The organism is Rathayibacter sp. VKM Ac-2760 (assembly GCF_009834185.1).
Lineage (GTDB): Bacteria > Actinomycetota > Actinomycetes > Actinomycetales > Microbacteriaceae > Rathayibacter.
The window spans coordinates 3,374,603-3,401,054 of record NZ_CP047173.1; the positions used below are offsets into that span (position 1 = coordinate 3,374,603).

Below are 26,452 nucleotides of genomic sequence, written 5' to 3' on the forward strand. Positions count from 1 at the left end.
CGATCAGATCCGGAACGGCCGGCGGGGGTCGTCCGAGGGCGGCAGCAGGCGCTTCCCCGAGCGGGAGACGTCGCTCCGCGGAACGCCCAGCTCGTCCGCGACGGCGCGGGCGACCTCCGCCTCGGCGTGCCCCGCCAGCTCGACGTTGCGCATCAGCTTGGCGTGGTGGCAGGGGCTGGCGTCGATCGCGACGACCATGGCGGAGAAGCGCAGCGCGTCGCCCAGGCGCGCGAACGGGCTGAGCTCGGCCAGCACGGACGGCACGTCGGGCATCGACAGCAGCGTGTAGTAGCAGGTGGAGACGACGTACTCGTCGACGCCGGCCTCCGCGGACGGCGGCGCGACGATGATGTCGCCGAGCGAGACCGAGCCCGTCCGCGAGGCCAGCACCGACGCGATGGTGACCCGGATGTCGCCCGCCAGCGAGACGACGCGGACGCTCGCCGGCCACGGCGGCAGCGCGGCGAGCTCGGTCGAGCCGGTGCGCATGGCGATGCCCGCCTGCGAGGAGAGCGCGTCGATCATCGGCATGCCCGTGCACTCCCCGGCGTGCGCGGCGTTCTCGGAGGCGGCCTCGCCGCACGAGGCCATCAGCGCCGACAGGCCCAGCCGGGACTGCGGCTCGAGCCCGGCGACCACGGCGGGGCTGACGGTGCCGGTCGAGTCGATGATCTGGCCGAGCCGGGCCGCGAGGTCGGACCCCGTGTTGGGCGTGCCGAACGTGACGACCTCCGTCACCATCGACTCCACCGGGACGCCGTCGACGCTCTGGCTGAGCGCCTGCCGCGCGGCGAGTCCGCCCATCGAGTGCGCGACGACGACCGCCCGATTCCCGGTCGCGGTGGTGAGGCAGGCGATCGAGGCGGCCAGCGCGTCGGCGATCCCCGGGTCGGTCACCCAGCGCGCCGCGAGGTCGCGGTAGTCGAAGGTGTAGACGACGGCGCCCTCGGTGTTCTGGAACGCGCCGATCAGCGAGCGCTCCGAGGTGGTGACGGGCTGGTCCACGCCGTTCGTCGCGATGAGGTCGACCGAGTGCGAGAACGCGCCGGTGCGCGAGTCGTCGTGGGTGGCCGTCCCGAGCCAGCCGTGCAGCACCAGGATCGGCACGAGCGACGCGGCCGTCGACGCGCCGACATCGTCGCCGGCGAGCACCGGGGCGCGCTCCGCGATGCCGCAGGAGGCGGGAGCGACCGCCGCCTCCGCTCGCGCCGCGGGAACGACGACGGCGCCGACCGCCACGAGAAGGGCGGCCAGCACGACGATCAGGACTCTCATCCGCACGTTTCCTCACCGCCGCGACCCCTGCTGAGCGGGTTCAGGAGGTCGACTGGACGAACGTCACAGAAGTCAACCACTCGGACGCCCCCCGTTGTGCGCTCTGTCGCAGATCTCCCGACCCCCCGTGAGGGTGGGCCGGCTCTCGCTGGTCGTGCGGCCGGCGCAGCGCTCGACGTGCAGAGGACGGCGGGTCTCGATACGCCCCTCCGGGGCTGCTCGACCAGCATGCGGTGACCAGCAGGCGGCGACCAGGGACAGGTCCGGGGACGGCGAAGGGCCCCGCCGGTCTCCCGGCGGGGCCCTTCGTCAGTCAGACCGTGCTCAGCTGTAGTTGCCGGGCTCGTAGCCGTCGCTCGAGAACGAGTCGAAGTCGACGAACGAGAGGTCCGCGTCGCTGAACGCGGCGTCGTCGGCGAAGATGCGGTTGGGGTACCGCTCGGCCTTCGCCTCCTCCGTCGCCTCGACCGACACGTTCCGGTAGCGGGGCAGACCCGTTCCGGCCGGGATCAGCTTTCCGATGATCACGTTCTCCTTGAGGCCCATCAGCGGGTCGCGCTTGCCCTCCATGGCCGCCTGCGTCAGGACGCGGGTGGTCTCCTGGAAGGACGCGGCCGACAGCCACGACTCGGTCGCGAGCGAGGCCTTGGTGATGCCCATGACCTCCTGGCGAGCGGACGCGGTCCGCTTGCCCTCGGTCAGAGCCGCACGGTTGACCTCGCTGTAGCGCGAGCGGTCGACGAGCTCACCCGGCAGCAGGTCGGTGTCGCCGTGGTCGACGACGGTGACCTTGCGGAGCATCTGCCGGACGATGACCTCGATGTGCTTGTCGTGGATCGGCACACCCTGCGAGCGGTAGACGCCCTGGACGCCGCCGACGAGGTGCTTCTGGACCTCGCGGACGCCCAGCACGCGCAGGACCTCCTTGGGGTCGACCGTTCCCACGTGCAGCTGCTGACCGAGCACGACCGACTGGCCGTCCTCGACGAGGAGCTGCGAGCGCTTGAGCACCGGGTAGATGACCGCCTCGTCGCCGTTGTCCGGCTGGAGGATGACCCGGCGGGCCCGGTCGGTGTCCTCGATCGTGATGCGACCGGCGGCCTCCGCGATCGGCGACGCACCCTTGGGGGTGCGGGCCTCGAAGAGCTCCTGCACGCGGGGCAGACCCTGCGTGATGTCGTCGGCCGAGGCCGATCCACCGGTGTGGAAGGTGCGCATCGTGAGCTGCGTGCCGGGCTCGCCGATCGACTGGGCCGCGATGATGCCGACGGCCTCTCCGATGTCGACGAGCTTGCCGGTGGCGAGCGAGCGGCCGTAGCAGGCCGCGCAGACGCCGACGGCGGACTCGCAGGTCAGGACCGAGCGGACCTTGATGTGACGCACCTCGGCGCCGACGAGCTTCTCGATGAGGACGTCGCCGACGTCCTCGCCGGCCTCGGCGACGACCTCGCCGGCCTCGTTCGTCGCCGCGGTGGCGAGCGAGCGGGCGTAGACGGAGTTCTCGACGTTCGAGTCCTGGATCCAGGCGCCGGTGGCGTCCTGGAGCATGATCGGCAGGTCGAGGCCCTTGGTCGTGCCGCAGTCGTCCTCGCGGATGATGACGTCCTGCGAGACGTCGACGAGTCGACGCGTCAGGTAGCCCGAGTCCGCGGTGCGGAGCGCGGTGTCGGCCAGACCCTTGCGGGCACCGTGCGTGGCGATGAAGTACTCGGCGACCGACAGTCCCTCGCGGTACGAGGAGATGATCGGTCGGGCGATGATCTCGCCCTTCGGGTTGTTCACCAGTCCGCGCATGCCGGCGATGTTGCGCACCTGCAGCCAGTTACCACGGGCACCGGAGGTGACCATGCGGTTGATCGTGTTGTCGATCGGGAAGTTCGCGCGCATCGCCTTGGCGACCTCGTCGGTCGCCTCGGTCCAGATCTTCACGAGCTCCTGGCGACGCTCCGCCTGAGTGGTCAGACCCTTGTCGTACTCGGACTCGACCTTCGCCGCCTTCTTCTCGTAGCCCGCGATGATGACGGGCTTCGAGGGCGGGGTGAGGATGTCCGAGAGGGCGACGGTCACACCGGACCGGGTGGCCCAGTAGAAGCCGGCGTCCTTGATGCGGTCGAGCGAGGCGGCGACCTCCACCTTCGGGTAGCGCTCCGCGAGGTCGTTGACGATCCCGGAGATGGTCGTCTTGTCGGCGACCTGCTCGAAGTAGGGGTAGTCGACCGGCAGCGCCTCGTTGAATAGGGCGCGGCCGAGCGTCGTGTCGAGGAGGACGGGCGCGGTGACCTTGCCCTTGTCGTCGATCTCGACGCCCTCGGGAGCCTGACCCTGAGCGAAGTACACGTCCGACATGCGGATGCGGACCTTCGAGTTCAGGTGCAGCGAGCCCTGGTCCTTCGCGAGGATCGCCTCCGAGACGGAGGAGAACGCGCGGCCCTCACCGGCGCCACCCTCGCGGATGGTCGTCAGGTGGTGCAGGCCGATGATCATGTCCTGCGTGGGCAGGGTGACCGGACGGCCGTCCGAGGGCTTGAGGATGTTGTTCGAGGCGAGCATCAGGATGCGCGCCTCGGCCTGGGCCTCGACCGACAGGGGCAGGTGGACGGCCATCTGGTCGCCGTCGAAGTCCGCGTTGAAGGCGGCGCAGACGAGCGGGTGCAGCTGGATCGCCTTGCCCTCGACCAGCTGGGGCTCGAAGGCCTGGATGCCGAGTCGGTGCAGGGTGGGCGCGCGGTTGAGCAGGACGGGGCGCTCGCGGATGATCTCCTCGAGCACGTCCCAGACCTGGGGGCGCGAGCGCTCCACCATGCGCTTGGCGGCCTTGATGTTCTGCGCGTGCGACAGGTCGATCAGGCGCTTGATGACGAACGGCTTGAACAGCTCGAGCGCCATCTGCTTGGGCAGACCGCACTGGTGCAGCTTGAGCTGCGGTCCGACGATGATGACCGAGCGGCCCGAGTAGTCGACGCGCTTGCCCAGCAGGTTCTGGCGGAAGCGACCCTGCTTTCCCTTGAGCATGTCGCTCAGGGACTTGAGGGCGCGGTTGCCGGTTCCGGTGACGGGACGGCCGCGGCGGCCGTTGTCGAAGAGGGCGTCGACCGCCTCCTGGAGCATGCGCTTCTCGTTGTTCACGATGATCTCGGGGGCACCGAGGTCGAGCAGGCGGCGGAGGCGGTTGTTGCGGTTGATGACGCGGCGGTACAGGTCGTTCAGGTCGGAGGTGGCGAAGCGGCCACCGTCGAGCTGGACCATCGGGCGCAGCTCCGGCGGGATGACCGGGACCACGTCGAGGACCATCGCGGCCGGCGAGTTGCCGGTGGCGAGGAACGAGTTGACCACGCGCAGGCGCTTGATGGCGCGGATCTTCTTCTGACCCTTGCCCTCGGCGATCTGCAGGTGCAGCGTCTCGGCCTCGGCCTGGAGGTCGAACTGCTCGAGGCGCTTCTTGATCGCCTCGGCGCCCATGTAGGCCTCGAAGTAGACGCCGTAGCGGTCGACGAGCTCGTTGAAGACGGCGTCCTCGGGCTTGAGGTCGCCGACCTTCAGGGTGCGGAACTGCTCCCACACGCTCTCCAGTCGCGCGATGTCCTCGTCGAAGGACTTGCGGATCTGGCCCATCTCCTTCTCGGCGCCGTCCTTGGTGCGGCGCTTCTGGTCGCTCTTCGCGCCCTCCGCCTCCAGGGCGGCGAGGTCGGTCTCGAGGCGCGCCAGGCGGTCCGCGATGCGGGAGTCGCGCTGGTCCGAGAGGGTCTTGATCTCGAGCCGGAGCTCGTTCTCGAGGCCGGGCATGTCGGCGTGACGGCCGTCGTCGTCCACGTCGATGATCATGTACGCCGCGAAGTAGATGACCTTCTCGAGGTCCTTCGGCGCCATGTCCAGCAGGTAGCCCAGGCGCGAGGGGACGCCCTTGAAGTACCAGATGTGGGTGACGGGGGCGGCGAGCTCGATGTGGCCCATCCGCTCGCGGCGGACCGAGGACTTGGTGACCTCGACGCCGCAGCGCTCGCAGACGATGCCCTTGAAGCGGACCCGCTTGTACTTGCCGCAGGAGCACTCCCAGTCGCGCGAGGGTCCGAAGATCTGCTCGCCGAACAGACCGTCCTTCTCGGGCTTGAGGGTGCGGTAGTTGATGGTCTCGGGCTTCTTCACTTCACCGTGCGACCAGCGACGGATGTCATCGGCCGTCGCGAGGCCGATGCGCAGCTCGTCAAAAGTTGTTACGTCGAGCAATGTTTTCTCCTTGTCGGAAAACAGGGTGTCTCGTCAGAGACGGGGAGTCGTCAGATGCTGGCGCGGGATCAGATGTCGTCGACGGAGGACGACTCGAACCGGGAGGAGATGTTGATGCCGAGCTCCTCCGCAGCGCGGTAGACCTCGTCATCCGTGTCGCGCAGGCTGACCGCGGTGCCGTCGGCCGAGAGGACCTCGACGTTCAGGCACAGGGACTGCATCTCCTTGATGAGGACCTTGAAGGACTCGGGAATGCCCGGCTCCTGGATGTTCTCACCCTTGACGATGGCCTCGTACACCTTCACGCGGCCGAGGATGTCGTCCGACTTGATGGTGAGGAGCTCCTGCAGCGCGTAGGCGGCACCGTAGGCCTCGAGGGCCCACACCTCCATCTCGCCGAAGCGCTGTCCACCGAACTGCGCCTTACCACCGAGCGGCTGCTGGGTGATCATCGAGTACGGGCCCGTCGAGCGCGCGTGGATCTTGTCGTCGACGAGGTGGTGCAGCTTCAGGATGTACATGTAGCCGACCGAGACCGGGTCCGGGAAGGGATCTCCCGAGCGACCGTCGAACAGCTGCGTCTTGCCGGACGAGCCGATGAGGCGCTCGCCGTCGCGGGTCGGCGTGGTGGAGTCGAGGAGCCCAGCGAGCTCCTCCTCCGCCGCGCCGTCGAACACGGGGGTGGCGACCTTGGTGCCGGGCGCGGCCTCGCGGGCGTGCTCGGGCAGGCGCTTCGCCCACTCGGGCGAGCCGTCGACCTTCCAGCCCTGCTTCGCGATCCAGCCGAGGTGGATCTCGAGGACCTGGCCGAAGTTCATCCGGCCGGGGACGCCGAGCGGGTTGAGCACGATGTCGACCGGGGTGCCGTCGGCGAGGAACGGCATGTCCTCGACCGGCAGGATCTTCGAGATGACGCCCTTGTTGCCGTGGCGGCCGGCGAGCTTGTCGCCCTCGGTGATCTTGCGCTTCTGGGCGATGTAGACGACCACGCGCTGGTTGACGCCCGAGCCGAGCTCGTCGTCGCCGTCCTGCGCGTCGAACACCTTGACGCCGATGATCGTGCCCTGCTCGCCGTGGGGCACCTTCAGCGACGTGTCGCGGACCTCGCGGCTCTTCTCGTTGAAGATCGCGCGGAGCAGGCGCTCCTCGGCCGAGAGCTCGGTCTCGCCCTTGGGCGTGACCTTGCCGACGAGGATGTCGCCGGGGCGGACCTCGGCGCCGATGCGGATGATGCCGCGCTCGTCCAGGTCGGCCAGGAGCTCCGGGCTGACGTTGGGGAGGTCGCGGGTGATCTCCTCCTTGCCGAGCTTGGTGTCGCGGGCGTCGACCTCGTACTCCTCGATGTGGATCGAGGAGAGGACGTCGTCCTTCACCAGGTTCTGGCTGAGGATGATCGCGTCCTCGAAGTTGTGACCCTCCCACGGCATGAACGCGACGAGCAGGTTCTTGCCGAGCGCGAGCTCGCCGTTCTCGGTCGCGGGACCGTCGGCGACGATCTCGCCGACCTCGATGCGCTCACCGGCGGAGACGACCACGCGGTTGTTGTACGAGGTGCCCTGGTTCGAGCGGTCGAACTTGCGGAGGAAGTAGGTCTGCGTGCCGCCCTCGTCCAGCTGGACGGTGACGGAGTCGGCGGAGACCTCCTGGACCACGCCGGCCTTGTCGGCCGTGATGACGTCGCCGGCGTCGATGGCCGCGAAGCCCTCCATGCCAGTTCCGACGACGGGCGACTCGCTGCGCAGCAGCGGGACGGCCTGACGCTGCATGTTCGCGCCCATGAGCGCGCGGTTCGCGTCGTCGTGCTCGAGGAACGGGATCAGCGAGGTCGCGACCGAGACCATCTGTCGCGGCGAGACGTCCATGTAGTGCACGCGCTCGGCGTCGACGAGCTCGACCTCTCCACCCTTGGGGCGGACCAGGACCTTGCCCTCGGCGAAGCGCATGTCGGAGGTGAGGGGGGCGTTCGCCTGGGCGACCAGGTACTCGTCCTCCTCGGACGCGGTGAGGTAGTCGATCTGCGCGGTGACGACGCCGTCGACGACCTTGCGGTACGGAGTCTCGATGAAGCCGAACGAGTTGATGCGCGCGAAGGACGCGAGCGAGCCGATCAGGCCGATGTTCGGGCCTTCCGGGGTCTCGATCGGGCACATGCGGCCGTAGTGCGACGGGTGGACGTCGCGGACCTCGACGCCGGCGCGCTCACGGGAGAGACCGCCGGGGCCGAGCGCCGACAGGCGGCGCTTGTGGGTCAGACCCGCGAGCGGGTTGTTCTGGTCCATGAACTGCGACAGCTGCGAGGTGCCGAAGAACTCCTTGATCGCGGCCACCACGGGGCGGACGTTGATCAGGGTCTGCGGGGTGATCGCCTCGATGTCCTGCGTGGTCATGCGCTCGCGGACGACGCGCTCCATGCGGGACAGACCGGTGCGGACCTGGTTCTGGATGAGCTCGCCGACCGCGCGGATGCGGCGGTTGCCGAAGTGGTCGATGTCGTCCACGTCGAGGCGGAGGTCGACCGCGGCGCCGTCGCGCACACCGGGCAGGTTGGTGCGGCCGTCGTGCAGCGCGACCAGGTACTTGATGGTCGCGATGATGTCCTCGACCGTGAGCACCGAGTCGGACAGCGCCTTGTCGATGCCGAGCTTGCGGTTGATCTTGTAGCGGCCGACCTTCGCGAGGTCGTAGCGCTTGCTGTTGAAGTAGAAGTTGTCCAGCAGCGCGCGGGCGGCCTCGGCGGCGACCTGCTCGCCCGGGCGGAGCTTGCGGTAGATGTCGCGGAGGGCGTCCTCCTTGGTGAGGATGTTGTCCTTCTCGAGGGTCAGCTCGATCGACTCGTAGCCGGCGAACTGCTCGAGGATCTCCTCGCTCGTCAGGCCCAGGGCCTTGAGGAAGACGGTGACCGACTGCTTGCGCTTGCGGTCGATGCGGACGCCGACCTGGTCGCGCTTGTCGATCTCGAACTCGAGCCAGGCACCGCGGCTGGGGATGACGCGCGCGGAGTAGATGTCCTTGTCGGACGTCTTCTCCTGCTGGCGCTCGAAGTACACGCCCGGCGAGCGGACGAGCTGGGACACGACGACACGCTCGGTGCCGTTGATGATGAACGTGCCCTTCTCCGTCATCAGGGGGAAGTCGCCCATGAAGACCGTCTGGGTCTTGATCTCACCCGTGAGGTGGTTCATGAACTCGGCCTCGACGTACAGCGGAGCGGCGTAGGTCTTGCCGCGCTCCTTGCACTCCTCGATCGTGTACTTCTCGGGCTCGAGGTACGGGTTCGTGAAGCTCAGCTGCATCGTCTCGCTGAGGTCCTCGATCGGGGAGATCTCCTCGAAGATCTCGTCGAGTCCGGAGTTGGCGGGGAGATCCTCCCGGCCGACGGCCTTCGCCTCGGCGACGCGGGTCTTCCACGCCTCCGAGCCGACGAGCCAGTCGAAGCTCTCGGTCTGCAGCGCGAGCAGATCCGGAACCGTCAGGGTGTCGCTGATCTTGGCGAACGAGAGACGCGAAGCTCCGCGTCCGTTCTTGGGTGAGGTGGTGGTTGCGTTGGGCGCAGCAGCCAAGGAAGGAACCTCCGTAGACCCTCGCGGGTCTCAATCTGTGGGATGTGTGGAGTGGGCTCCCGCCGGGCGGGCCGACACGTCCTGCTCCCCTGTGCCGTGACCGCGGTGACGCGGCCGCAGCGACGACGACCGGTTTGACGCGGTCGTCGGGGCGGGGGCTAGAGTGTGGCATCGGCATCCACCATCTGATGCCGGGTTCCGGTGGCTGGTCGACCGCAATATGACGACTCGGCACTCGGGAGCGCAAAGTACAACTATAGGTCTCCTGCGCCACGCCGCGCAAGTGCAGGTGCTTGCGTCCGGCTCGGGCCTCGGGTATACGACCGGGTCGAGGGTCTTCCCTCCCCGCCTCTCCCCGCCTCCTGCCGCCGTGCGCGGCACGGCAGACTGGGCGGATGGCCGAACGCACCGGTCGCCGACGCGGCGACGACTCCGAGCACCCCCGCGCCGTGCTCGCCAGCGGGTTCCTCGCGCAGATCGAGCCCGACCGGCACTCCGCGGACGCCGCGACCCTGGTCGTCGACGGCACCCCGCAGTCGCACGTCGACCTCGCCGACCCGACCCACCTCTCCTTCGAGTACGTGCGGCGGATCGGTCACGCGATCGACCTGCTCGCCCCCGAGGGCGAGGCGGTCACGGCGCTGCACCTCGGCGCCGGCGCGCTGACCCTCCCCCGCTACGTCGCGGCGACGCGGCCGGGCTCGCGCCAGCAGGTCGTCGAGATCGAGGCCGCCCTGGTCGAGCTGGTGCGGGAGGCGCTGCCGCTGCCGCGCGGGGCGCAGATCCGGATCCGCCAGGGCGACGCCCGCGAGGTGCTCGGCAAGCTGCCGCCGGGGCTGCTCGGCACGGTCGACGTCGTCGTGGTCGACATCTTCTCCGGCGCCAGGACCCCGGCGCACGTGACGAGCGCCGAGTTCTACCGGGAGATCGCTCCGCTGCTCGCCCCCGGCGGGGTCGTCGCGGTCAACGTCGCCGACGGGGGCGCGCTCGCGTTCGCCCGCGCCCAGGCCGCCACCCTCGCCGCGGTCTTCGCGCACACCGCGATCATGACCGACACGCAGATGCTGAAGGCGAAGCGCTTCGGCAACGTGGTGATGCTCGCCTCGCCCGCTCCGCTGCCCGTGGACGGGCTGCCGCGGCGCCTCGCCTCCGATCCCGCGCCGGCGAAGCTCGTGCAGGGCCGCGAGCTGGAGAACTTCCTCGGCGGGGCCTCTGTCGTCACCGACGACACCGCGACGCCGTCGCCGCTGCCGGCGCGCAGCATCTTCCAGGTCCGCCGGGGCTGAGCGCTGTCGCCGGGGCCGAGCGCGGCCGCCGGGGCTGAACGCGGCCGCCGGGCGGGTCGACGCGGTTGCCCGTACAGTGGACGGGGGCCAGCGCCCCCTCCGTCCTCTCGCCGCCGTGTGCGCCGATCCGGATCCGCATCCACGAGGAAGAACCGCTCTGAGCATCATCATCCGCCATGACCCCTCGACGCTCCGCGAGGAGGTCGACGTCGACGCCGCCCAGGAGCGCCTGGAGGAGATCGGCGCCCTCCGCTCGCTCGCCGCGCTCACCGAGAAGGCCGAGCTGCTCCGCCTGCTCGGCCGCCTCGACGAGGCGTGGGAGATCGCCACCGAGGCCGTCCGCCGCACCCGCTTCTCCGGCGACCGCGCCGAGCTGCTCACGGCGCGCGTGCGCCGCGCCCGGCTGATGCAGCTGCGCGACCGCTCCGACGAGGCGCTCTCCGAGCTCGCGCTCTGCGTCGAGGAGGCGCGGACGCACGAGTGGCACCTCGAGCACTCCTTCGCCCTCAAGCACCGCGCGCTCGCCCTCTTCGAGATCGGCGAGTACAGCCAGGCGGCCCGCGACTTCGACGCCGCGACCGCGCTGGGCGAGCGGGTCGGCGTGCCGGAGGAGGAGCTCGAGGTCGCGCGCCTCGGCTTCGCCGCCGCCACCGAGTTCCAGGACGAGTCGGCCCGCGGTCCCCGGGCGGACGGCGCCGCACGCGGCCGCCGCCGCGCCGAGGACGACGAGGCCTGAGCGAGCAGGCCGCCCGGACCGATGGCTGAGCTCGACCAGGTCGCCCGCTGGGCCGACGCGCTCCTCCGCGAGCACCTGGACGGCACGTGGAGCTTCGCGTTCGATCACGCCCGCACCCGCGGCGGCGCCTGCCACTGGACCGACCGGCGCATCACCGTGTCGCGGCACCTCGCGGCGCGCTGGAGCGACGAGGAGGTGCACCAGACGCTGCTGCACGAGGTCGCGCATGCGCTCGCCGGGCCGAAGGCCGCGCACGGGCCCGCCTGGCGGCAGGCCGCCACGCGGCTCGGCTACACCGGGGCCCGGACGCACAGCAACCCGACCGCGGACGAGCTGGCCCCGTGGGTCGGCAGCTGCCCGAGCGGGCACCTCTTCTACCGGCACCGGAGACCGAGCCGGCCGCTGGCGTGCGGGAAGTGCGCACGGCGGTTCGAGGCGGCCAACGCGATCGAGTGGCGCCGGCGCGAGGTGCCGGCCCGGCCCGCCGCGACCGGGCGCACGCCGTGAGCGAGGGTGCCGGGGTGCCGCACCGCGTGGTCCGCGGGCGGGTGCCGAGCACCGGCCAGTGGCTCGTCGACGCCGACGGGCACCGCTGGTGGTTCGACTCCGGGAGCCTCGCCCTCGACTTCGCCTACACCGGCCCCCTGCGCGGCGCCGCGGGCGAGCGCCTCGAGTCCGACGCCGACCTGACCGCCTGGCTCGCCGAGCACTTCGACGCGGTCGACGCGGGCGCCCGCGATGCCCGGCTGGAGGACGCGCTGATGCTCCGCGGCGCCGTCTCGCGCCTCGCCGTCGCGGCCGAGCGCGGGGCGCCGGGCGAGCCTGCGGACGTCGACGTCGTCAATCTGCTCGCCGCGATGCCGGACGTCCCACCGTCGCTGTCCGGCGGCTCGAGGCAGGCCGGCCGCTCGACGGCGGCCGCCCGCCAGGCCCTGTCCACGCTCGCGCGGGAGGCCGTCGATCTGCTCGGCGGCGGCACTCCCGGGCGGCTGCGCCGCTGCGACGCGGAGGACTGCCGGATGCTCTACCTCGACACCTCGCGGGCCGGATCGCGCCGCTGGTGCTCGATGCAGCGCTGCGGGAACCGGGCGAAGGTCCGCGCGCACCGGCGCCGGAGCGCCGAGCGCGCGGACCGCGCCGAGGGCTAGTCGACGACCTTCACGTCCTTCCAGAACGCGAGGTAGCCGGAGAAGTCCTTGCCGACACGGTCGAACGCGGTCGGATAGGGGGTCGGGTAGGACCAGGCGCGGTCCTTGAGCGTCCCGTCCTCGGACTTCACGTCGTAGTACTGGGCCTCGCCCTTCCACGGGCAGGTGTACTGGGTGCTGCTCGGCACCAGGTAGTCGTTGTTCACGCTCGTGGGCGGGAAGTACCAGTTGCCCTCGATCGAGATGAGGTCGGAGTCGGGGGCGTCGGCGATGACGACGTCGTTGAGGACGGCTTTCATTCGGGCCAGCTTTCGGGTCGAGGAGGCGGAGGGCGGGGCGCTCCCCCGCTCCCGGGGAACGCTACGCCGCCGCGGCCCCGCCGGTCGAGGGTCGCCGGGACCCTTGCGGAGACGCTCAGGCGGGCTCCCGGGCGGGGCACTCGGCCGGAGCGCTCGGCCGGGGACCTCAGCGTGGGGAGCGGAGCACCGTCACCGTGGCGACCGTGTCCACGCGGGCGGCGGAAAGGATCTCGGCGCCGCGACCCCGCGCCGTGAGCAGGCGGCCGGTGGCCGAGGCCGTCAGCAGGTGCGCGCAGGCGCGGCGGAGCCCCTCGTAGGAGGAGGAGGCGACCGCCGCCTCGGGCGAGACGTGGTCGATGCCGAGGCCGATCAGGGCGTCGATCAGGGACCCTGCGGCGAGCTGGTCCTCCACGGCGAAGCGCTGCTCCCCCGCCGCGTCGACGTCACCGGCCGCGACGACGTTCACGCTCGTGCGGCCGCCGTTCTCGTGCTGGCGCTCGAGGATCCAGCGGGCCACCGCGGTGCGGTCGGCGAGTCCGGCGCGGACGACGTGGCCGTCGACGGCATCGAGGTCGAGCTCGGGCGCGTCCGCGGGCTCGGCGGCGGGGAGCGCGTCGACCAGCACGGTGATGTGCGCAGGTGCGAGGGCGCGGAGGCCGCGGGAGCCCCAGTCGAAGCGGATCTGGTACGCGGCCTGGTCGAAGGCGGACCGGTCGGGAGCGGGGAGCGCGGCGTTCACTCCTCCACGGTACCGAGCGGCGCGGACCCGTTCCGGCGCAGACCCCTTCCGGCGCGGACCCCTCCCGGCGCATACACGCCCGCGGCCCGGCGCGCACCCGGTCGCCGTGCGGGCGCGACCCGGAGGAGGATGGTGCGCGTGAAGGTGATGCTCAAGCACGTGCTCGACACCGATGCCGACTCCGCCTGGCGCGCCCTGCAGAGTCCGGCCGTGTTCCGCGAGGTGATGTCCCCGTTCCTGACCGCCGCGTCGCTCGACGAGGGCGGCTTCCGGCCGACCTGGGGCCTCGGGCCGCACGACGTCGCGATGGACGCCCTCGGGATCGTGCCGATGGGCGCGCAGGAGATCGACCTCTCCTACCGCCGCGTGCCGTCGATGCCCGACGTGCGGATCCTCCGCGACAACGGCGCTCCGCTCTCCGGGGCGCTGCGACTGATCACCGCGTGGGACCACCGGATGGCCGTCGCCCCGCTCGCCGACGGGCGCACGCTCTTCCGCGACCGCCTCGAGTTCAGCGCCGGGCTCGCCTCCCCGGCGCTCTGGCCGTCGATGTGGGCGTTCTGGCAGTGGCGCGGCATCCGCATCCGCGCCCTCGCGCCGACCTGGCGCCACGACGTCGGCGCCGATACCCGCCCCCGAGGGGAGGTCGCGCCGTGAGCCCCGACGGATCCGCCGAGGAGGCGGTCGAGCTCTCCCGCGCGGATCTGCTGCGCTTCCGCTGGCCGTCCGGAGAGGAGGAGGACGCCGACGAGGAGGACACCGTCTCGCCGCGCCGCCGCCTCGCCTCCGCGATCGAGGTCGCCGACTGGCGCCGCCACGTGCAGGCGCTCTACGCCGAGGTCCGCCGGCTGTCCAACATCGACCTGCTCGCCGCGCACGGCTCGTGGATCCGCGGGCGGAACGCGCTGTTCGCCCGCCACCCCGCGACTCCGCTGCTCCCGGTCGACCGGGCGAACTTCCGCTCGCTGCCGGTCGCGCCCTACGACGCGTCCTGGCGGTTCGAGCTCGAGGTCGAGCCGGCCGAGGAGGCTCGTCGGATGGACGTGGAGACCGGCACGGACGGCACGGTGCCGTTCGAGCTCGTGGGCACGGTCGACGTGCCCCGGGCCGGCACGCTCGACGTCTGGCGGCTCGGCTCCTACGGCGGCGGGCTCTTCCTGCCGATCAAGGACGCGCTGGCCGGCACGCCCGGCGGCACCTACGGCGGAGGGCGCTACCTGCTCGACACCGTGAAGGGCGCCGACCTCGGCACCGGCGCGACGCCCTCGACGCTCGTGCTCGACTTCAACTTCGCCTACAACCCCTCCTGCGCCTACGACCCGGCCTGGGCCTGCCCGCTCGCGCAGGCCGGGAACACGCTGCCGGTCGAGGTGCCGGTGGGCGAGCGCTACAAGGGCTGACGGGGCAGGTCTCGATACGCCGCTGCGCGGCTACTCGACCAGCATGGATCGCCCGGCCCCTGCATGCTGATCGAGTAGCCCTCGAAGAGGGCGTATCGAGATCCCGCCCGCTCGATCCTGACCGTTCTCGGAGGCTCCGCCGATAGCCTCCGGGCGGCGCGCACCGGCGCCGGAAAGCAGGAATCAGCATGCCCCGACCCGTCCTCCTCGTCACCGGGACCTCGAGCGGCATCGGCCGCGCGACCGCCGTCGAAGCGGCCCGCTCGGGCTGGCAGGTGGTCGCGACGGTCCGCGACGTGGAGCACGCCGACGGACTCCGCGAGGCGATCGGCGGGGCGGGCGTCGAGCTCGACGTGCAGCAGCTCGACGTCACGGAGGCGGACTCGGTCGTCGCCTGCCTCGACCGCGTCCAGTCCGTGCACGGCGGCCTCGACGTCCTGGTGAACAACGCCGGAGCCGGCCACGTCGGCATCACCGAGCTCGAGGACCCGGCCGAGCTGCGGCGCGTGATGGAGGTCAACTTCTTCGGCACCGTCGCCGTGACCCGCGCCGCCCTGCCGCTGCTGCGCTCCTCCCGCGGCCGGATCGTGACGATCTCGAGCGTCGGCGGCGCGGTCGGCCAGCCGTTCAACGAGGACTACTGCGCGGCGAAGTTCGCGGTCGAGGGCTTCTTCGAGGCGCTCGCGCCCGTCGCCGCGGCGGTCGGCGTGCACGTCTCGCTGATCGAGCCGGGGGCTGTGCGCAGCAGCTTCGTCGAGAACGTCGGCATCGACGCCTCCGCCCTGATGGCCGAGGCCGGCCCGTACGCCAGCGCGCTCGGCGCCTATCTCGACCGGACGGCCTCGGCGTTCTCCTCCAGCCACGCCCAGGAGCCGGAGGAGGTCGCCGCCGTCGTCCTGCAGACCCTGCGCGACCCCGAGCCGCCCTTCCGGGTGCAGACCTCGGACTGGGCGCGCGAGTTCGTCGGCCTCAAGCTGGCCGACGTGGACGGCTCCCGCGTGCAGTCGACCATGCGGGGATGGATCGGCACCCACTAGGGTGGGAGGGTGCGAGCGCGACGACTGCGCTCCCCCGCGTCGTAGAACGCCCATTTTCCGCCGGAGTTCCGTTCAGGTTCCCGGCCATCTGGCGCACGTGCATGAGGCCCCCGGCCGCGCGCACCGCTTCTGACGGCGAACGGATGTGACCACCGTCACCTTCGCCCGAACAGCCGATCACCCGCGCCCGGCCACCCGCCTGCGCTGTCAGATCGGCATGATGCCCGAAAGGCACCATCCATGTCGACCATCCCCACCTTCGCCGCCCTCGGCGTCCCCGCACCCCTCGTCACCGCCCTGACCGCGAACGGCATCACCGAGCCGTTCCCCATCCAGGTGGACACGCTCCCCGACACCCTGAACGGCCGCGACGTGCTCGGCCGCGGCAAGACCGGCTCGGGCAAGACCCTCGCCTTCGCCATCCCGATGGTCGCCCGCCTCGGCGGCGCCCTCGCCGGCGGCCGCCGCCGCCCGGGCCGCCCGCTCGGCCTGATCCTCGCGCCGACCCGCGAGCTCGCCACGCAGATCACCGCGGCGATGCAGCCCCTCGCCGACGCGTACGGCATCGTCACCACGACGATCTTCGGCGGCGTCTCGCAGCAGCGCCAGGTCGCCGCCCTCAAGCAGGGCGTCGACATCGTCGTGGCCTGCCCCGGCCGCCTCGAAGACCTGATGAAGCAGGGCTTCGTCAACCTCGACGCCGTCGAGATCACCGTGCTCGACGAGGCCGACCACATGGCCGACCTGGGCTTCCTGCCCGTCGTCACGCGCATCCTCGACAAGACCCCCCGCGGCGGACAGCGCCTGCTGTTCTCGGCCACGCTCGACAACGGCGTGGACAAGCTCGTCAAGAAGTACCTGCAGAACGAGGTGCTGCACTCGGTCGACGAGGCGAACTCGCCCGTCGCGCTGATGACCCACCACGTCTTCGAGGTCGACGGCCTCGACGCCAAGAACGCGCTCGTGAAGACCCTCGCGTCCGGCACCGGCCGCCGCATCCTCTTCATGCGCACCAAGCACCACGCGAAGAAGCTCGCCAAGCAGCTCACCGGCCAGGGCATCCCCGCCGTCGACCTGCACGGCAACCTCTCGCAGGTCGCCCGCGACCGCAACCTCGCCGCCTTCGGCGCCGGCACCGTCAAGGTGCTCGTCGCGACCGACGTCGCCGCCCGCGGCGTGCACGTCGACGACGTCGAGCTGGTCATCCACGTCGACCCGCCCATGGAGCACAAGGCGTACCTGCACCGCTCGGGCCGCACCGCCCGCGCCGGCAGCGAGGGCGACGTCGTCACCGTCGTGCTGCCCAGCCAGCGCGGCGACGTGAAGACCCTCTTGCGCAAGGCGGCCATCCAGGTCACCCCGCAGCTCGTCACCGCCGACTCGGCCGCCGTGTCGAAGCTCGTCGGCGACGTCGCGGCGTTCGTCACCCCGACCGCCGTCGTCGAGCCCGTCCGCGGCCAGTCGCAGGGCGGCCGCTCGCAGGGCGCCAACGCCCAGCGCAAGCGCGCCGCGCGGACGGACGGCACCACCGCCCCCGCGGCGGACGCGGCGAGCGCTCGGCGGCTCCCGCCGGCGCCGGCTCCGACCGTCCCCGCCGCGGCGGCGCGCGACCGACGCGCCCCTCGCGGCGGCCAGCGCGGCGGCCGCGGCCGCTCCGCCGCCGCAGCGACCACCTCAGGGTGGCTCGCGCTCGTACTACAGCACCGGCAGCGGCAGCAGCTCGACGCCGGCCGGCGCCGAGCGCCGCCCTGCGCGCCGCGCTCAAGGCTGAGCCGTTCTGCACGCCGCGTGGCGGCGTGCCGCAGTCGGCTGGGTGGACGGTCGCGTTCCGCAGAGCGGGTCGCGAACGGCTACGGCGATTCGCTTGGCACGCGAATCGCCGCTCCGCCTCGTGGAGGGCGGCCGGTTCGGGCTGCTCGCGTCTGAGGACGCGGGAATGAGCCCCTGACTGCATTCGGAATGAAGACGAAGAACAAGGCCGGGAGGTCCTCCCGCGACAGCGTCGCGGGTCGGGCTCCCGGCCTTCGTCGTTCCCGGAGGGGAGGAGTGCTCCCTCAGCCGTCATCGACGTGAACAACTAAGGCCGAATCGCCCGTTCCACCCCGAAGAGGAAGCGATCCGGCCATCCAGCCTTAGTTGTGCACACGTCGCCAGCGCGGCGCACATCCCGCCGAAGTGCTCGCGCGAAAGCGCGGCCCACCCGGACGCAGACGAGGGAAGTGCGTCCACCTCTAAGTCCTCCCGCGCGAAGCCCCCTCGCGCCCGGCTCCCAGAGCAAGAGCGCGCTTCGAGCCGCAGGCGGAATTCGCGTGCCAGCGAATTCCGCGAGGCGGACGTCGGACGCTCTGCGGAACGCATCCACCTGCGAGAGCCGACCGCGGCGCGCCGCCCCGCGGCGCGCAAGAAGGCACGCTGCGCTTATCGAAGCTTTCCCACCGAAGCGAGTGCGGCGCGCAGCAACGCGCCGCGTCCGCCCTCCATCTCGGCGGAGACGGCGTCGGAGGAGGCCTCGTCGGGGGTCATCCAGGTGAGCTCGAGGGCGTCCTGACGGGGGTCGCAGGTGCCGGTCACGGGGACGACGTAGGCGAGCGAGACGGCGTGCTGCCGGTCGTCGGTGAAAGGGCCCATGCCGGGCATGGGGAAGTACTCGGCGACGTGGAAGGGCAGCGGGCTCGCCGGCAGCAGCGGGAACGCCATCGGGCCGAGGTCCTTCTCCAGGTGGCGGAACAGCGCGTCGCGGAGGGTCTCGCCGTACATGACCCGGCCGGAGACGATCGTGCGCGTGATCTGGCCCGAGGCGGTCGCTCGGAGCAGCACTCCGACCTCGGTCACCTGGCCGAGTCCGTCGACGCGGACGGGCACCGCCTCGACGTAAAGCAGCGGGAGCCGACGGCGGATCTCGGCGAGTTCATCGTCGGACAGCCACCCGGAGTTGGGGTCAGGGGTACGCACGCTCATACGGCCATTCTTACCCGTAGTTGATGTCCATCCGGTTTCGGCTCCCGTGCGGCCGGGCTCGGCGATGATGGGGGGATGGGAATCGACGCGAACGCGGTGCTGTGGTCCTCCTCCGAGAAGGACCGGGTCGGGCGGCCTCTCCTGGTGCTGCTGCACGGCTACGGCTCGCACGAGGGCGACCTGTTCTCGCTCGGCGCGTATCTGCCGCTGGAGCCGGTGCTCGCCTCGCTCCGCGCGCCGCTCGCCCTCGACGGCCGGGCGAACGCGTGGTGGCCGCTGCGGGTCCCGCTCGATCCGGACGAGCCGCGCGCGGATCCGGCCGCCGTCGAGGCGGCGGCGCAGGGGGTCCTCGACTGGCTGGACTCGATCGATCATCCGGGGCCGGTCGGGCTGCTCGGCTTCTCGCAGGGCGCCGCCCTGGCCGTGCAGCTGCTGCGTCGGGCTCCGGGGCGCTTCGCGTTCGCGGTCGCGCTGTCCGGCTTCGTGGTGCCGCTCGCCGAGGGCGACGGGGCGGACGAGGTCCTCGCGGCCGAGCGGCCGCCGGTGTTCTGGGGCCGCGGCACGCTCGACGCCGTCATCCCGCCCGAGCTGATCGCCGCGGCGGGCGAGTGGTTCCCGGAGCACACGGCGCTCGATGCGCGGGTCTACGAGGGCGTCGCGCACGGGGTGAGCCAGGCCGAGCTCGCCGACATCGGCACCTTCGTGCGGCTCGGCTTCGCCTGACCCGCCGCCCCTGGCGGAGGTCCGGCGGCGCGTCAAGGGCTCGCCCGGCCGCCGCCGCCACGGCAATGTCGGTGGTGGCAGGGAGGATGTGGTCATGCCGGACGTCCTCGCTCGCTTCAGCCCCGCCACGCGGGCCTGGTTCGAGGGCGCCTTCCCGGCCCCCACCGCCGCGCAGGAGGGCGCCTGGTCCGCCATCTCGAGCGGTGCGCACGCGCTCGTCGTCGCGCCGACCGGCTCCGGCAAGACGCTGTCGGCGTTCCTCTGGGCGATCGACCGGCTCGTGCAGGGCCCGCCGCCGGAGGATCCGCAGCACCGCACGCGCGTGCTCTACGTGTCGCCGCTCAAGGCGCTCGGTGTCGACGTCGAGCGGAACCTCCGCTCCCCGCTCGTCGGCGTGACGCAGACGGCGCTCCGGCTGAGCGCCCAGGGCATCGGCTCGGCGCCGACGACGGTCACGGTGGGCGTGCGCTCGGGCGACACCCCGGCGGCCGAGCGGCGGGTGCTGCAGAAGACGCCGCCGGACATCCTGATCACCACTCCCGAGTCGCTCTACCTCATGCTCACCTCGGCCGCGCGGGAGTCGCTGCGCGGGGTCGAGACGGTCATCGTCGACGAGGTGCACGCCGTCGCCTCCACCAAGCGCGGCGCCCACCTCGCGGTCTCGCTCGAGCGGCTCGACGCGCTGCTGCCCAAGCCGGTGCAGCGCATCGGCCTCTCGGCCACGGTGCGCCCGCGCGAGGAGGTCGCGCGCTTCCTGGCCGGCCGCTCCCCCGTCACGATCGTGGCGCCCGTCTCCGAGAAGCAGTGGGACCTCAGCGTCGTCGTCCCCGTCGAGGACATGTCGGAGCTCGGCTCCACCGCGTCGCAGGACGGCTCGACGATGGGCGCCACCGGCCCACAGAGCGGCTCGATCTGGCCGCACGTCGAGGAGTCGATCGTCGACCGGGTGCTCGCGCACACCTCCTCGATCGTCTTCGCGAACTCGCGGCGCCTGGCCGAGCGGCTGACGGCCCGGCTCAACGAGATCTACGCGGAGCGGCGCGAGGCCGAGGCCGAGCGCGCCCGCGAGGCCGGCGAGCCGGTCGCGGTCGGGGCGCTCCTCGGTGAGGCGGTCGGCGCCTCCGCCCGGCGCACGCCCGCCGCGACCATGGGCGCCGCGGGCGCGACCAGCGGGGCCGGCCAGGCCGCTCCGGAGGACGAGCCGCTGCTCGCCCGGGCGCACCACGGCTCGGTCAGCAAGGAGCAGCGCGCGATCATCGAGGACGACCTGAAGTCCGGCCGGCTGCGCTGCGTGGTCGCCACCTCGAGCCTCGAGCTCGGGATCGACATGGGCGCCGTCGACCTCGTCGTCCAGGTCGAGACGCCGCCGTCGGTCGCCAGTGCGCTGCAGCGCGTCGGCCGGGCCGGCCACCAGGTGGGCGAGGTCTCGCGCGGCTCGTTCTACCCCAAGCACCGGGCCGACCTGCTGCACTCCGCCGTCACGACCGAGCGGATGCGCGCCGGCCTGATCGAGGCGATCACGGTGCCCGCCAACCCGCTCGACATCCTCGCCCAGCAGACCGTCGCGGCGACCGCGCTCGAGTCCCTCGACGTCGACGAGTGGTTCGACACCGTCCGGCGCAGCGCCCCCTTCGTCGCGCTGCCGCGCTCGGCCTACGAGGCGACCCTCGACCTGCTCTCCGGCCGCTACCCCTCCGATCAGTTCGCGGAGCTGCGGCCCCGCGTCGTGTGGGACCGCGACGAGAACACGCTCACCGGCCGTCCGGGAGCGCAGCGGCTCGCGGTGACGAGCGGCGGCACGATCCCCGACCGCGGGCTCTTCGGCGTCTTCATGGTCGGCGAGCCGGGCTCGACCGGCAACCGCGTCGGCGAGCTCGACGAGGAGATGGTCTACGAGTCGCGCGTGGGCGACGTCTTCGCGCTCGGCGCGACCAGCTGGCGGATCCAGGAGATCACCTACGACCGCGTCATCGTGACCCCGGCGTTCGGCGAGCCCGGACGCCTGCCGTTCTGGAAGGGCGACTCGCAGGGCCGGCCCGCCGAGCTCGGCGAGGCGATCGGCGCCTTCTCCCGCGAGATCGGCGGCGCGGCCGTCGAGACCGCCCGCGAGCGCTGCACCGCCGCCGGGCTCGACGAGTACGCGACCAACAACCTGCTGTCCTTCCTCGACGAGCAGCGCCTGGCCACCGGCCGGATCCCCGACGACCGCACCCTCGTCCTGGAGCGCTTCCGCGACGAGCTCGGCGACTGGCGGCTCGTGCTGCACTCGCCCTACGGCATGCAGGTGCACTCCCCCTGGGCCCTCGCCATCGGCGCCCGCGTGCGCGAGCGGCACGGGGTCGACGGCGCGGCGATGGCCGGCGACGACGGCATCGTCGTCCGGATCCCCGACACGGAGTCGGAGCCGCCCGGCGCCGAGCTCTTCCTCTTCGACCGCGACGAGCTGGAGCAGCTGGTCACGAGCGAGGTCGGCGGCTCCGCGCTCTTCGCCGCCCGGTTCCGCGAGTGCGCGGCGCGGGCGCTGCTGCTCCCCCGCTACAACCCGGGCAAGCGCTCGCCGCTCTGGCAGCAGCGCCAGCGCGCCGCCCAGCTGCTCGACGTGGCCCGCACCTATCCGACCTTCCCGATCATCCTCGAGACGGTCCGCGAGTGCCTGCAGGACGTCTACGACCTGCCCGCGCTGCTGCGCCTCGCCGCGCGGCTCGACGGTCGCGAGCTGCAGATCCTGGAGGTCGAGACGCCGACGGCGAGCCCGTTCGCGCGCTCGATGCTGTTCGGCTACGTCGCGGCCTTCATGTACGAGGGCGACAGCCCGCTCGCGGAGCGCCGCGCCGCTGCGCTCTCGGTCGACGCGACGCTCCTCGGCGAGCTGCTGGGTCGCGCCGAGCTGCGCGAGCTGCTCGACCCGCTCGTCCTCGCGCAGATCGAGCGCGAGCTGCAGCGGGTCGAGCCGGAGCGGCGCCTGCGCGGGCTCGAGGGCGCGGCCGACCTCCTCCGCCTGCTCGGTCCGCTGACCGTCGAGGAGCTGGGCGAGCGGCTGGTGGACGAGTCGGTCACGTCGGCCGACGTCGCGAAGGCGGAGCCGATCACGCGCGACACGCTCGACGCGATCGTCGCCGAGCTGGTCCGGGCCAAGCGCGTCCTGCCGGTCGGTCTCGCCGGCGAGCAGCGCTACGCCGCGATGGAGGACGCCTCGCGCCTGCGCGACGCGCTCGGCGTGCCCCTGCCCATCGGCGTGCCCGTCGCCTTCATCGACCCGGTGCGCGATCCGCTCGGTGACCTCGTCGCCCGCTACGCGCGCACCCACGGCCCGTTCACCGCGGTCGCCGTCGCCGAGCGGCTCGGGCTCGGCGTCGCGGTCGTCAACGACACCCTCCGCCGGCTCTCCGGCGAGCGGCGCGTCTCCGAGGGCGAGTTCCGGCCGAACGGCACCGGCAGCGAGTGGTGCGACTCCGAGGTGCTGCGGCGCCTGCGCAGCCGCTCGCTCGCCGCGCTGCGCAAGGAGGTCGAGCCGGTCGACGCCGCCGCCTACGGCCGCTTCCTGCCCGCCTGGCAGCACCTCGGCGGCTCGCTGCGCGGCATCGACGGCGTCGCCTCGGTGATCGATCAGCTCGCCGGAGCCCCCATCCCCGCCTCCGCCTGGGAGTCGCTGATCCTGCCCGCGCGGGTGCGCGACTACTCCCCGGCCATGCTCGACGAACTGACCGCGACCGGCGAGGTCCTCTGGGCCGGCGCCGGCACCCTCCCCGGCAACGACGGCTGGGTGAGCCTGCACCTCGCCGACACCGCCGGGCTGACGCTGCCCGTGCCCGCGGCCGAGGCGGTGCCGCTCGGCGAGCTGCAGCAGGAGATCGTCGGCGTGCTCGGCAGTGGCGGCGGCTACTTCTTCCGCCAGCTCTCCGACGCGGTCGGCTCGACCGACGACAAGGTGCTGGTCGAGGCGCTCTGGGAGCTGGTCTGGGCAGGCCTGCTCACCAACGACACGCTCGCCCCGCTGCGCACCCTGGTCGGCTCCACCGGCGGCGCGCACCGGCAGCCGCGCGCGCCCGCCCGCGCTCGAGCGCCCCGGGGCCGGATGACCGCCCGGCCCACGATGGCGACCCGGGTCGGCCCGCCCACCGCCGGCGGCCGCTGGTCGATCGTCCCGCTCGCCGAGTCCGATGCGACGATCCGCGGGCACGCCCTCGGCGAGACGCTGCTCGAGCGCTACGGCATCGTCACGCGCGGTTCGGTCCAGGCCGAGGGCGTCCTCGGCGGCTTCGCGCTCGCCTACAAGGTGCTCAGCGGCTTCGAGCAGCAGGGCCGCGCCCGCCGCGGCTACTTCATCGAGAAGCTCGGCGCCGCCCAGTTCGGCACGGCCGGCAGCGTCGACCGTCTGCGCACCTTCGCGCCGCAGGACGAGGCGCAGCAGCGCGCCCGCCCGGTCTTCGCCCTCGCCGCCACCGACCCCGCGAACCCGTTCGGCGCCGCGCTGCCCTGGCCGCAGGGCGAGGGCCACCGGCCGGGCCGCAAGGCGGGCGCCCTCGTCGCCGTGGTCGACGGCGAGCTCGCGGTCTACCTCGAGCGCGGCGGCAAGACGGCGCTGACCTTCTCCGCCGACGAGACCGTGCTCGCGGACGCGGCAGGTGCGCTCGCGCAGCTGGTCCGCTCCCGCGGGGTCGAGAAGCTCACCGTCGAGAAGATCGACGGCGTCTTCGCCCTGGGCACCCCCTTCGGCGACGCACTGACCGCCGCCGGGTTCGTCGCGAACCCGCGCGGCCTGAGGCTGCGCGCGTGAGCGCCGGCCGCGACGAGAGGGGCGCCCGTGCCCGAGGGTGACACCGTCTACCGCTCCGCCCACAACCTCGCCGACGCCCTCGACGGCGAGGTGCTGACCCGCTGCGACGTCCGCGTGCCGAAGTACGCGACGGTCGACCTCACCGGCGAGACCATCGACGCCGTCGTCCCGCGCGGCAAGCACCTGCTGATGCGCATCGGCGACGCGGTGATCCACTCCCACCTCAAGATGGAGGGCAGCTGGCACCTCTACTCGCTGACGGGGGACCGCCCGAAGTGGCACCGCCCGGCGTTCCAGGCGCGCATCGTCCTCGAGACGGCCGACTGGCAGGCCGTCGGCTTCGAGCTGGGCCTGCTCGAGATCGTGCCGCGGACCGCGGAGGAGGACGTGGTCGGCTACCTCGGCCCCGATCTGCTCGGCCCCGACTGGGACGCCGACGAGGCGCTGCGCCGCCTCTCCGCCGACCCGGAGCGGCCGATCGGCCTGGCCCTGCTCGACCAGCGGATCCTGGCCGGCCTCGGCAACGTCTACCGCGCCGAGCTCTGCTTCCTCCGCGGCGTCCTGCCCACCCGGCCGGTCGGCGAGAGCGGCGACCTCGTCCGCACCATCGCCCTGGCGAAGAAGCTCATCACCGTGAACCGCGAGCGCATCGAGCGGACGACCACCGGCAACCTCCGGCCCGGCCAGCAGCTCTGGGTCTACGGCCGCGACCGCAAGCCGTGCCGCCGTTGCGGCACCGCGATCCGCCGCGGCGAGCTCGGCGACGACGAGCTGCAGCTGCGCGTCACCTACTGGTGTCCGCGCTGCCAGACCTGACCCGGCGGCAGGCCCCGCGCTACTCCTCGACGGCGGCCGAGCGGTGCCCGGGCACGTGCTTGACGTGCAGCGCGACGTCGCCGAGCCGCTCGATCCGGTCGACGTGGCGGGCGGCGCTCGCGTCCTCCGCGACGATCCAGCTGCCGACGAGCAGATAGGGATCGCGGCCGCCCGCGGTGAGCGGCCCGGTCACCGTGAAGGAGCCGATCGTCGGCGTCGAGAAGGTCACTCGCACCGGTTCGCCGTGCGCGAGCCCGTCGACGGAGCGGTCGCCGTCCGCGCCCGGCTCGGGCTCGGCCGCGAGTGCGATGCTCTGGATCTCGGTCCCCGTGTTGAGGAACACGTCGGCGACGACGAGCTCCCCGCCGACGGCCTGCCGGACGACGCCCTCGATGCCGTAGAGCCCGTACCGCGCCGACCGGACGAGGACCCGCACCGTGTCGCCGATCGCGACCTCGGCGAGGGCCCCGCGGATCGACGCGACGTCCCGCCGGGCAGGGGCTGCGGACAGGGCCTCGAGGATCGCACTGGACATCCCGCCAGGCTAGCCGGTCGCCCCGGCGCCCGCCGAGCGCAGGACTCGATCATCAGACGGATGCAGCGGCCCGCATGAGCAGATACCCCGAGCGCCGGGACCCGGCATTCGCCGCCACGCCGCGCAGGAGTATCGAGCGCGGCTATCGTCGTGCCCGGATCAGGGGGCCTCGTGCACATCATGTTCGTCGATGAGAGCGGGACACCGCCGGCGTCGGATCGCGCGGCCGACAATCCGGTCTTCGTTCTCGGCGGAATCATCATCCCGGAGGACGTCTGGCCGTTGATCCGCGGCGATCTCGAGCGGGCGAAAGCGCATCATCATGTCTCCGGGGAGATCAAGTGGCGATACTTCGCGCCGACCCGACCCGGATCGAAGCAGACGTCTCTCTCCCACCTGGAAGCGGAGCAACGGAACGCCCTGCGCATGGACTTGCTCGAGGCGATCGTCCTGCACGAGACGGTGCGCGTCATCGCGGTGGTCGTCGACACGATCGCGATCTATCGCTCCGGGATCGTGAACGATGCGGACGACCTGTACCACGCCGCTTTCAAGAGGCTCAGCGAGCGCTTCCAGTACTTCCTCCAGGACCTCACTCGAGAGACGAGCGAGCGGGTGCACGGGATGATCGTCTGCGACAACCGCAACAACGACCAGGACGATCGCCTCAAGGAGTTCCACCAGACCCTCCTGGCGGGCGGCCGCGACATGGCCGATTATCAGAACCTGATCGAGGGACTCTTCATCGCCGCTTCGCACCAGAGCCCCGGGACCCAGTTCGCCGATCTCGTCGCCGGGGCAGTCTTCCGCGCGGAGGGTCGCTCCGACACCCGTTTCGCGGCGATCCTCGAGCCGTCGTTCCGGCGATCGCCGTCGGGATCCATCGAGGGGTACGGTCTGGTCCGCATCCCCAAGCAGTAGAGAGGGGACGCGGCCGAT

At 72.1% G+C, this 26,452-nt stretch carries 19 protein-coding genes; 12 read left to right on the forward strand and 7 right to left on the reverse strand.

Annotated elements, in window-relative coordinates:
• Window positions 1–3: 3 nt before the first annotated feature.
• The 3 genes from GSU72_RS15405 to rpoB all read right to left on the reverse strand — a co-directional run bounded on the left by GSU72_RS15405 (window position 4) and on the right by rpoB (window position 9,059).
• A complete protein-coding gene (locus GSU72_RS15405; protein ID WP_159985827.1) occupies window positions 4–1,275 on the reverse strand; it encodes a hypothetical protein in 1,272 nt (423 codons plus the stop codon).
• A 324-nt stretch (window positions 1,276–1,599) separates the two neighbouring features.
• Window positions 1,600–5,499 (reverse strand): DNA-directed RNA polymerase subunit beta', encoded by a 3,900-nt coding sequence (locus tag GSU72_RS15410; RefSeq protein WP_159985828.1) that lies wholly within the window; start codon window positions 5,497–5,499, stop codon window positions 1,600–1,602.
• A 68-nt stretch (window positions 5,500–5,567) separates the two neighbouring features.
• A complete protein-coding gene (gene rpoB, locus GSU72_RS15415) occupies window positions 5,568–9,059 on the reverse strand; it encodes a DNA-directed RNA polymerase subunit beta (protein WP_159985829.1) in 3,492 nt (1,163 codons plus the stop codon).
• Window positions 9,060–9,454: 395 nt separating this feature from the next.
• Here rpoB and GSU72_RS15420 point away from each other — a divergent pair, with 395 nt between their 5' ends.
• The 4 genes from GSU72_RS15420 to GSU72_RS15435 all read left to right on the forward strand — a co-directional run bounded on the left by GSU72_RS15420 (window position 9,455) and on the right by GSU72_RS15435 (window position 12,229).
• The gene (locus GSU72_RS15420) at window positions 9,455–10,345 is read left to right on the forward strand and encodes a fused MFS/spermidine synthase (protein ID WP_159985830.1); all 891 of its coding nucleotides are present in this window, start codon (window positions 9,455–9,457) and stop codon (window positions 10,343–10,345) included.
• Window positions 10,346–10,460: 115 nt separating this feature from the next.
• Window positions 10,461–11,081 (forward strand): hypothetical protein, encoded by a 621-nt coding sequence (locus GSU72_RS15425; RefSeq protein ID WP_208545070.1) that lies wholly within the window; start codon window positions 10,461–10,463, stop codon window positions 11,079–11,081.
• Between the two features lie 21 nt (window positions 11,082–11,102).
• Window positions 11,103–11,588, forward strand: a complete 486-nt coding sequence (locus tag GSU72_RS15430) for a SprT-like domain-containing protein (RefSeq protein ID WP_159985831.1) — start codon at window positions 11,103–11,105, stop codon at window positions 11,586–11,588.
• A gap of 14 nt (window positions 11,589–11,602) precedes the next feature.
• Entirely contained in the window at window positions 11,603–12,229 is a 627-nt protein-coding gene (locus GSU72_RS15435; RefSeq protein ID WP_244255842.1) for a CGNR zinc finger domain-containing protein, read from the forward strand.
• On the opposite strand, the gene GSU72_RS15440 is transcribed toward GSU72_RS15435, so the two are convergent.
• Complete coding sequence (locus GSU72_RS15440; RefSeq protein WP_159985832.1) at window positions 12,226–12,528, reverse strand: DUF427 domain-containing protein; 303 nt, start codon at window positions 12,526–12,528, stop codon at window positions 12,226–12,228. The genes GSU72_RS15435 and GSU72_RS15440 overlap by 4 nt on opposite strands.
• 166 nt (window positions 12,529–12,694) lie before the next feature.
• A complete protein-coding gene (locus GSU72_RS15445; protein ID WP_159985833.1) occupies window positions 12,695–13,267 on the reverse strand; it encodes a 2-phosphosulfolactate phosphatase in 573 nt (190 codons plus the stop codon).
• Between the two features lie 129 nt (window positions 13,268–13,396).
• Here GSU72_RS15445 and GSU72_RS15450 point away from each other — a divergent pair, with 129 nt between their 5' ends.
• The 4 genes from GSU72_RS15450 to GSU72_RS15465 all read left to right on the forward strand — a co-directional run bounded on the left by GSU72_RS15450 (window position 13,397) and on the right by GSU72_RS15465 (window position 17,630).
• Complete coding sequence (locus GSU72_RS15450) at window positions 13,397–13,924, forward strand: hypothetical protein (protein WP_244255843.1); 528 nt, start codon at window positions 13,397–13,399, stop codon at window positions 13,922–13,924.
• A gap of 134 nt (window positions 13,925–14,058) precedes the next feature.
• Window positions 14,059–14,667, forward strand: a complete 609-nt coding sequence (locus GSU72_RS15455; protein WP_159986870.1) for a DUF1684 domain-containing protein — start codon at window positions 14,059–14,061, stop codon at window positions 14,665–14,667.
• Window positions 14,668–14,855: 188 nt separating this feature from the next.
• Window positions 14,856–15,704, forward strand: a complete 849-nt coding sequence (locus tag GSU72_RS15460; protein ID WP_159985834.1) for an SDR family oxidoreductase — start codon at window positions 14,856–14,858, stop codon at window positions 15,702–15,704.
• A 240-nt stretch (window positions 15,705–15,944) separates the two neighbouring features.
• Window positions 15,945–17,630: a DEAD/DEAH box helicase gene (locus GSU72_RS15465; RefSeq protein ID WP_244255844.1), complete on the forward strand. Its 1,686-nt coding sequence runs from the start codon at window positions 15,945–15,947 to the stop codon at window positions 17,628–17,630.
• A gap of 492 nt (window positions 17,631–18,122) precedes the next feature.
• Here GSU72_RS15465 and GSU72_RS15470 read toward each other — a convergent pair whose 3' ends face one another.
• On the reverse strand, window positions 18,123–18,662 hold the full coding sequence (locus GSU72_RS15470) for an NUDIX hydrolase family protein (protein WP_159985835.1): 540 nt from the start codon (window positions 18,660–18,662) through the stop codon (window positions 18,123–18,125).
• 75 nt (window positions 18,663–18,737) lie between these two features.
• Here GSU72_RS15470 and GSU72_RS15475 point away from each other — a divergent pair, with 75 nt between their 5' ends.
• The 3 genes from GSU72_RS15475 (at window position 18,738) to GSU72_RS15485 (ending at window position 24,978) form a co-directional block, all read left to right on the forward strand.
• Window positions 18,738–19,385, forward strand: coding sequence for an alpha/beta hydrolase-fold protein (locus tag GSU72_RS15475; protein WP_159985836.1), 648 nt, complete (start codon window positions 18,738–18,740; stop codon window positions 19,383–19,385).
• Window positions 19,386–19,479: 94 nt separating this feature from the next.
• On the forward strand, window positions 19,480–24,162 hold the full coding sequence (locus GSU72_RS15480) for an ATP-dependent helicase (protein WP_159985837.1): 4,683 nt from the start codon (window positions 19,480–19,482) through the stop codon (window positions 24,160–24,162).
• Window positions 24,163–24,189: 27 nt separating this feature from the next.
• Window positions 24,190–24,978 (forward strand): DNA-formamidopyrimidine glycosylase family protein, encoded by a 789-nt coding sequence (locus GSU72_RS15485; protein WP_159985838.1) that lies wholly within the window; start codon window positions 24,190–24,192, stop codon window positions 24,976–24,978.
• Between the two features lie 19 nt (window positions 24,979–24,997).
• Here GSU72_RS15485 and GSU72_RS15490 read toward each other — a convergent pair whose 3' ends face one another.
• The gene (locus tag GSU72_RS15490; RefSeq protein WP_159985839.1) at window positions 24,998–25,513 is read right to left on the reverse strand and encodes a hypothetical protein; all 516 of its coding nucleotides are present in this window, start codon (window positions 25,511–25,513) and stop codon (window positions 24,998–25,000) included.
• Between the two features lie 180 nt (window positions 25,514–25,693).
• Here GSU72_RS15490 and GSU72_RS15495 point away from each other — a divergent pair, with 180 nt between their 5' ends.
• On the forward strand, window positions 25,694–26,434 hold the full coding sequence (locus tag GSU72_RS15495) for a DUF3800 domain-containing protein (RefSeq protein WP_159985840.1): 741 nt from the start codon (window positions 25,694–25,696) through the stop codon (window positions 26,432–26,434).
• Window positions 26,435–26,452: the final 18 nt, after the last annotated feature.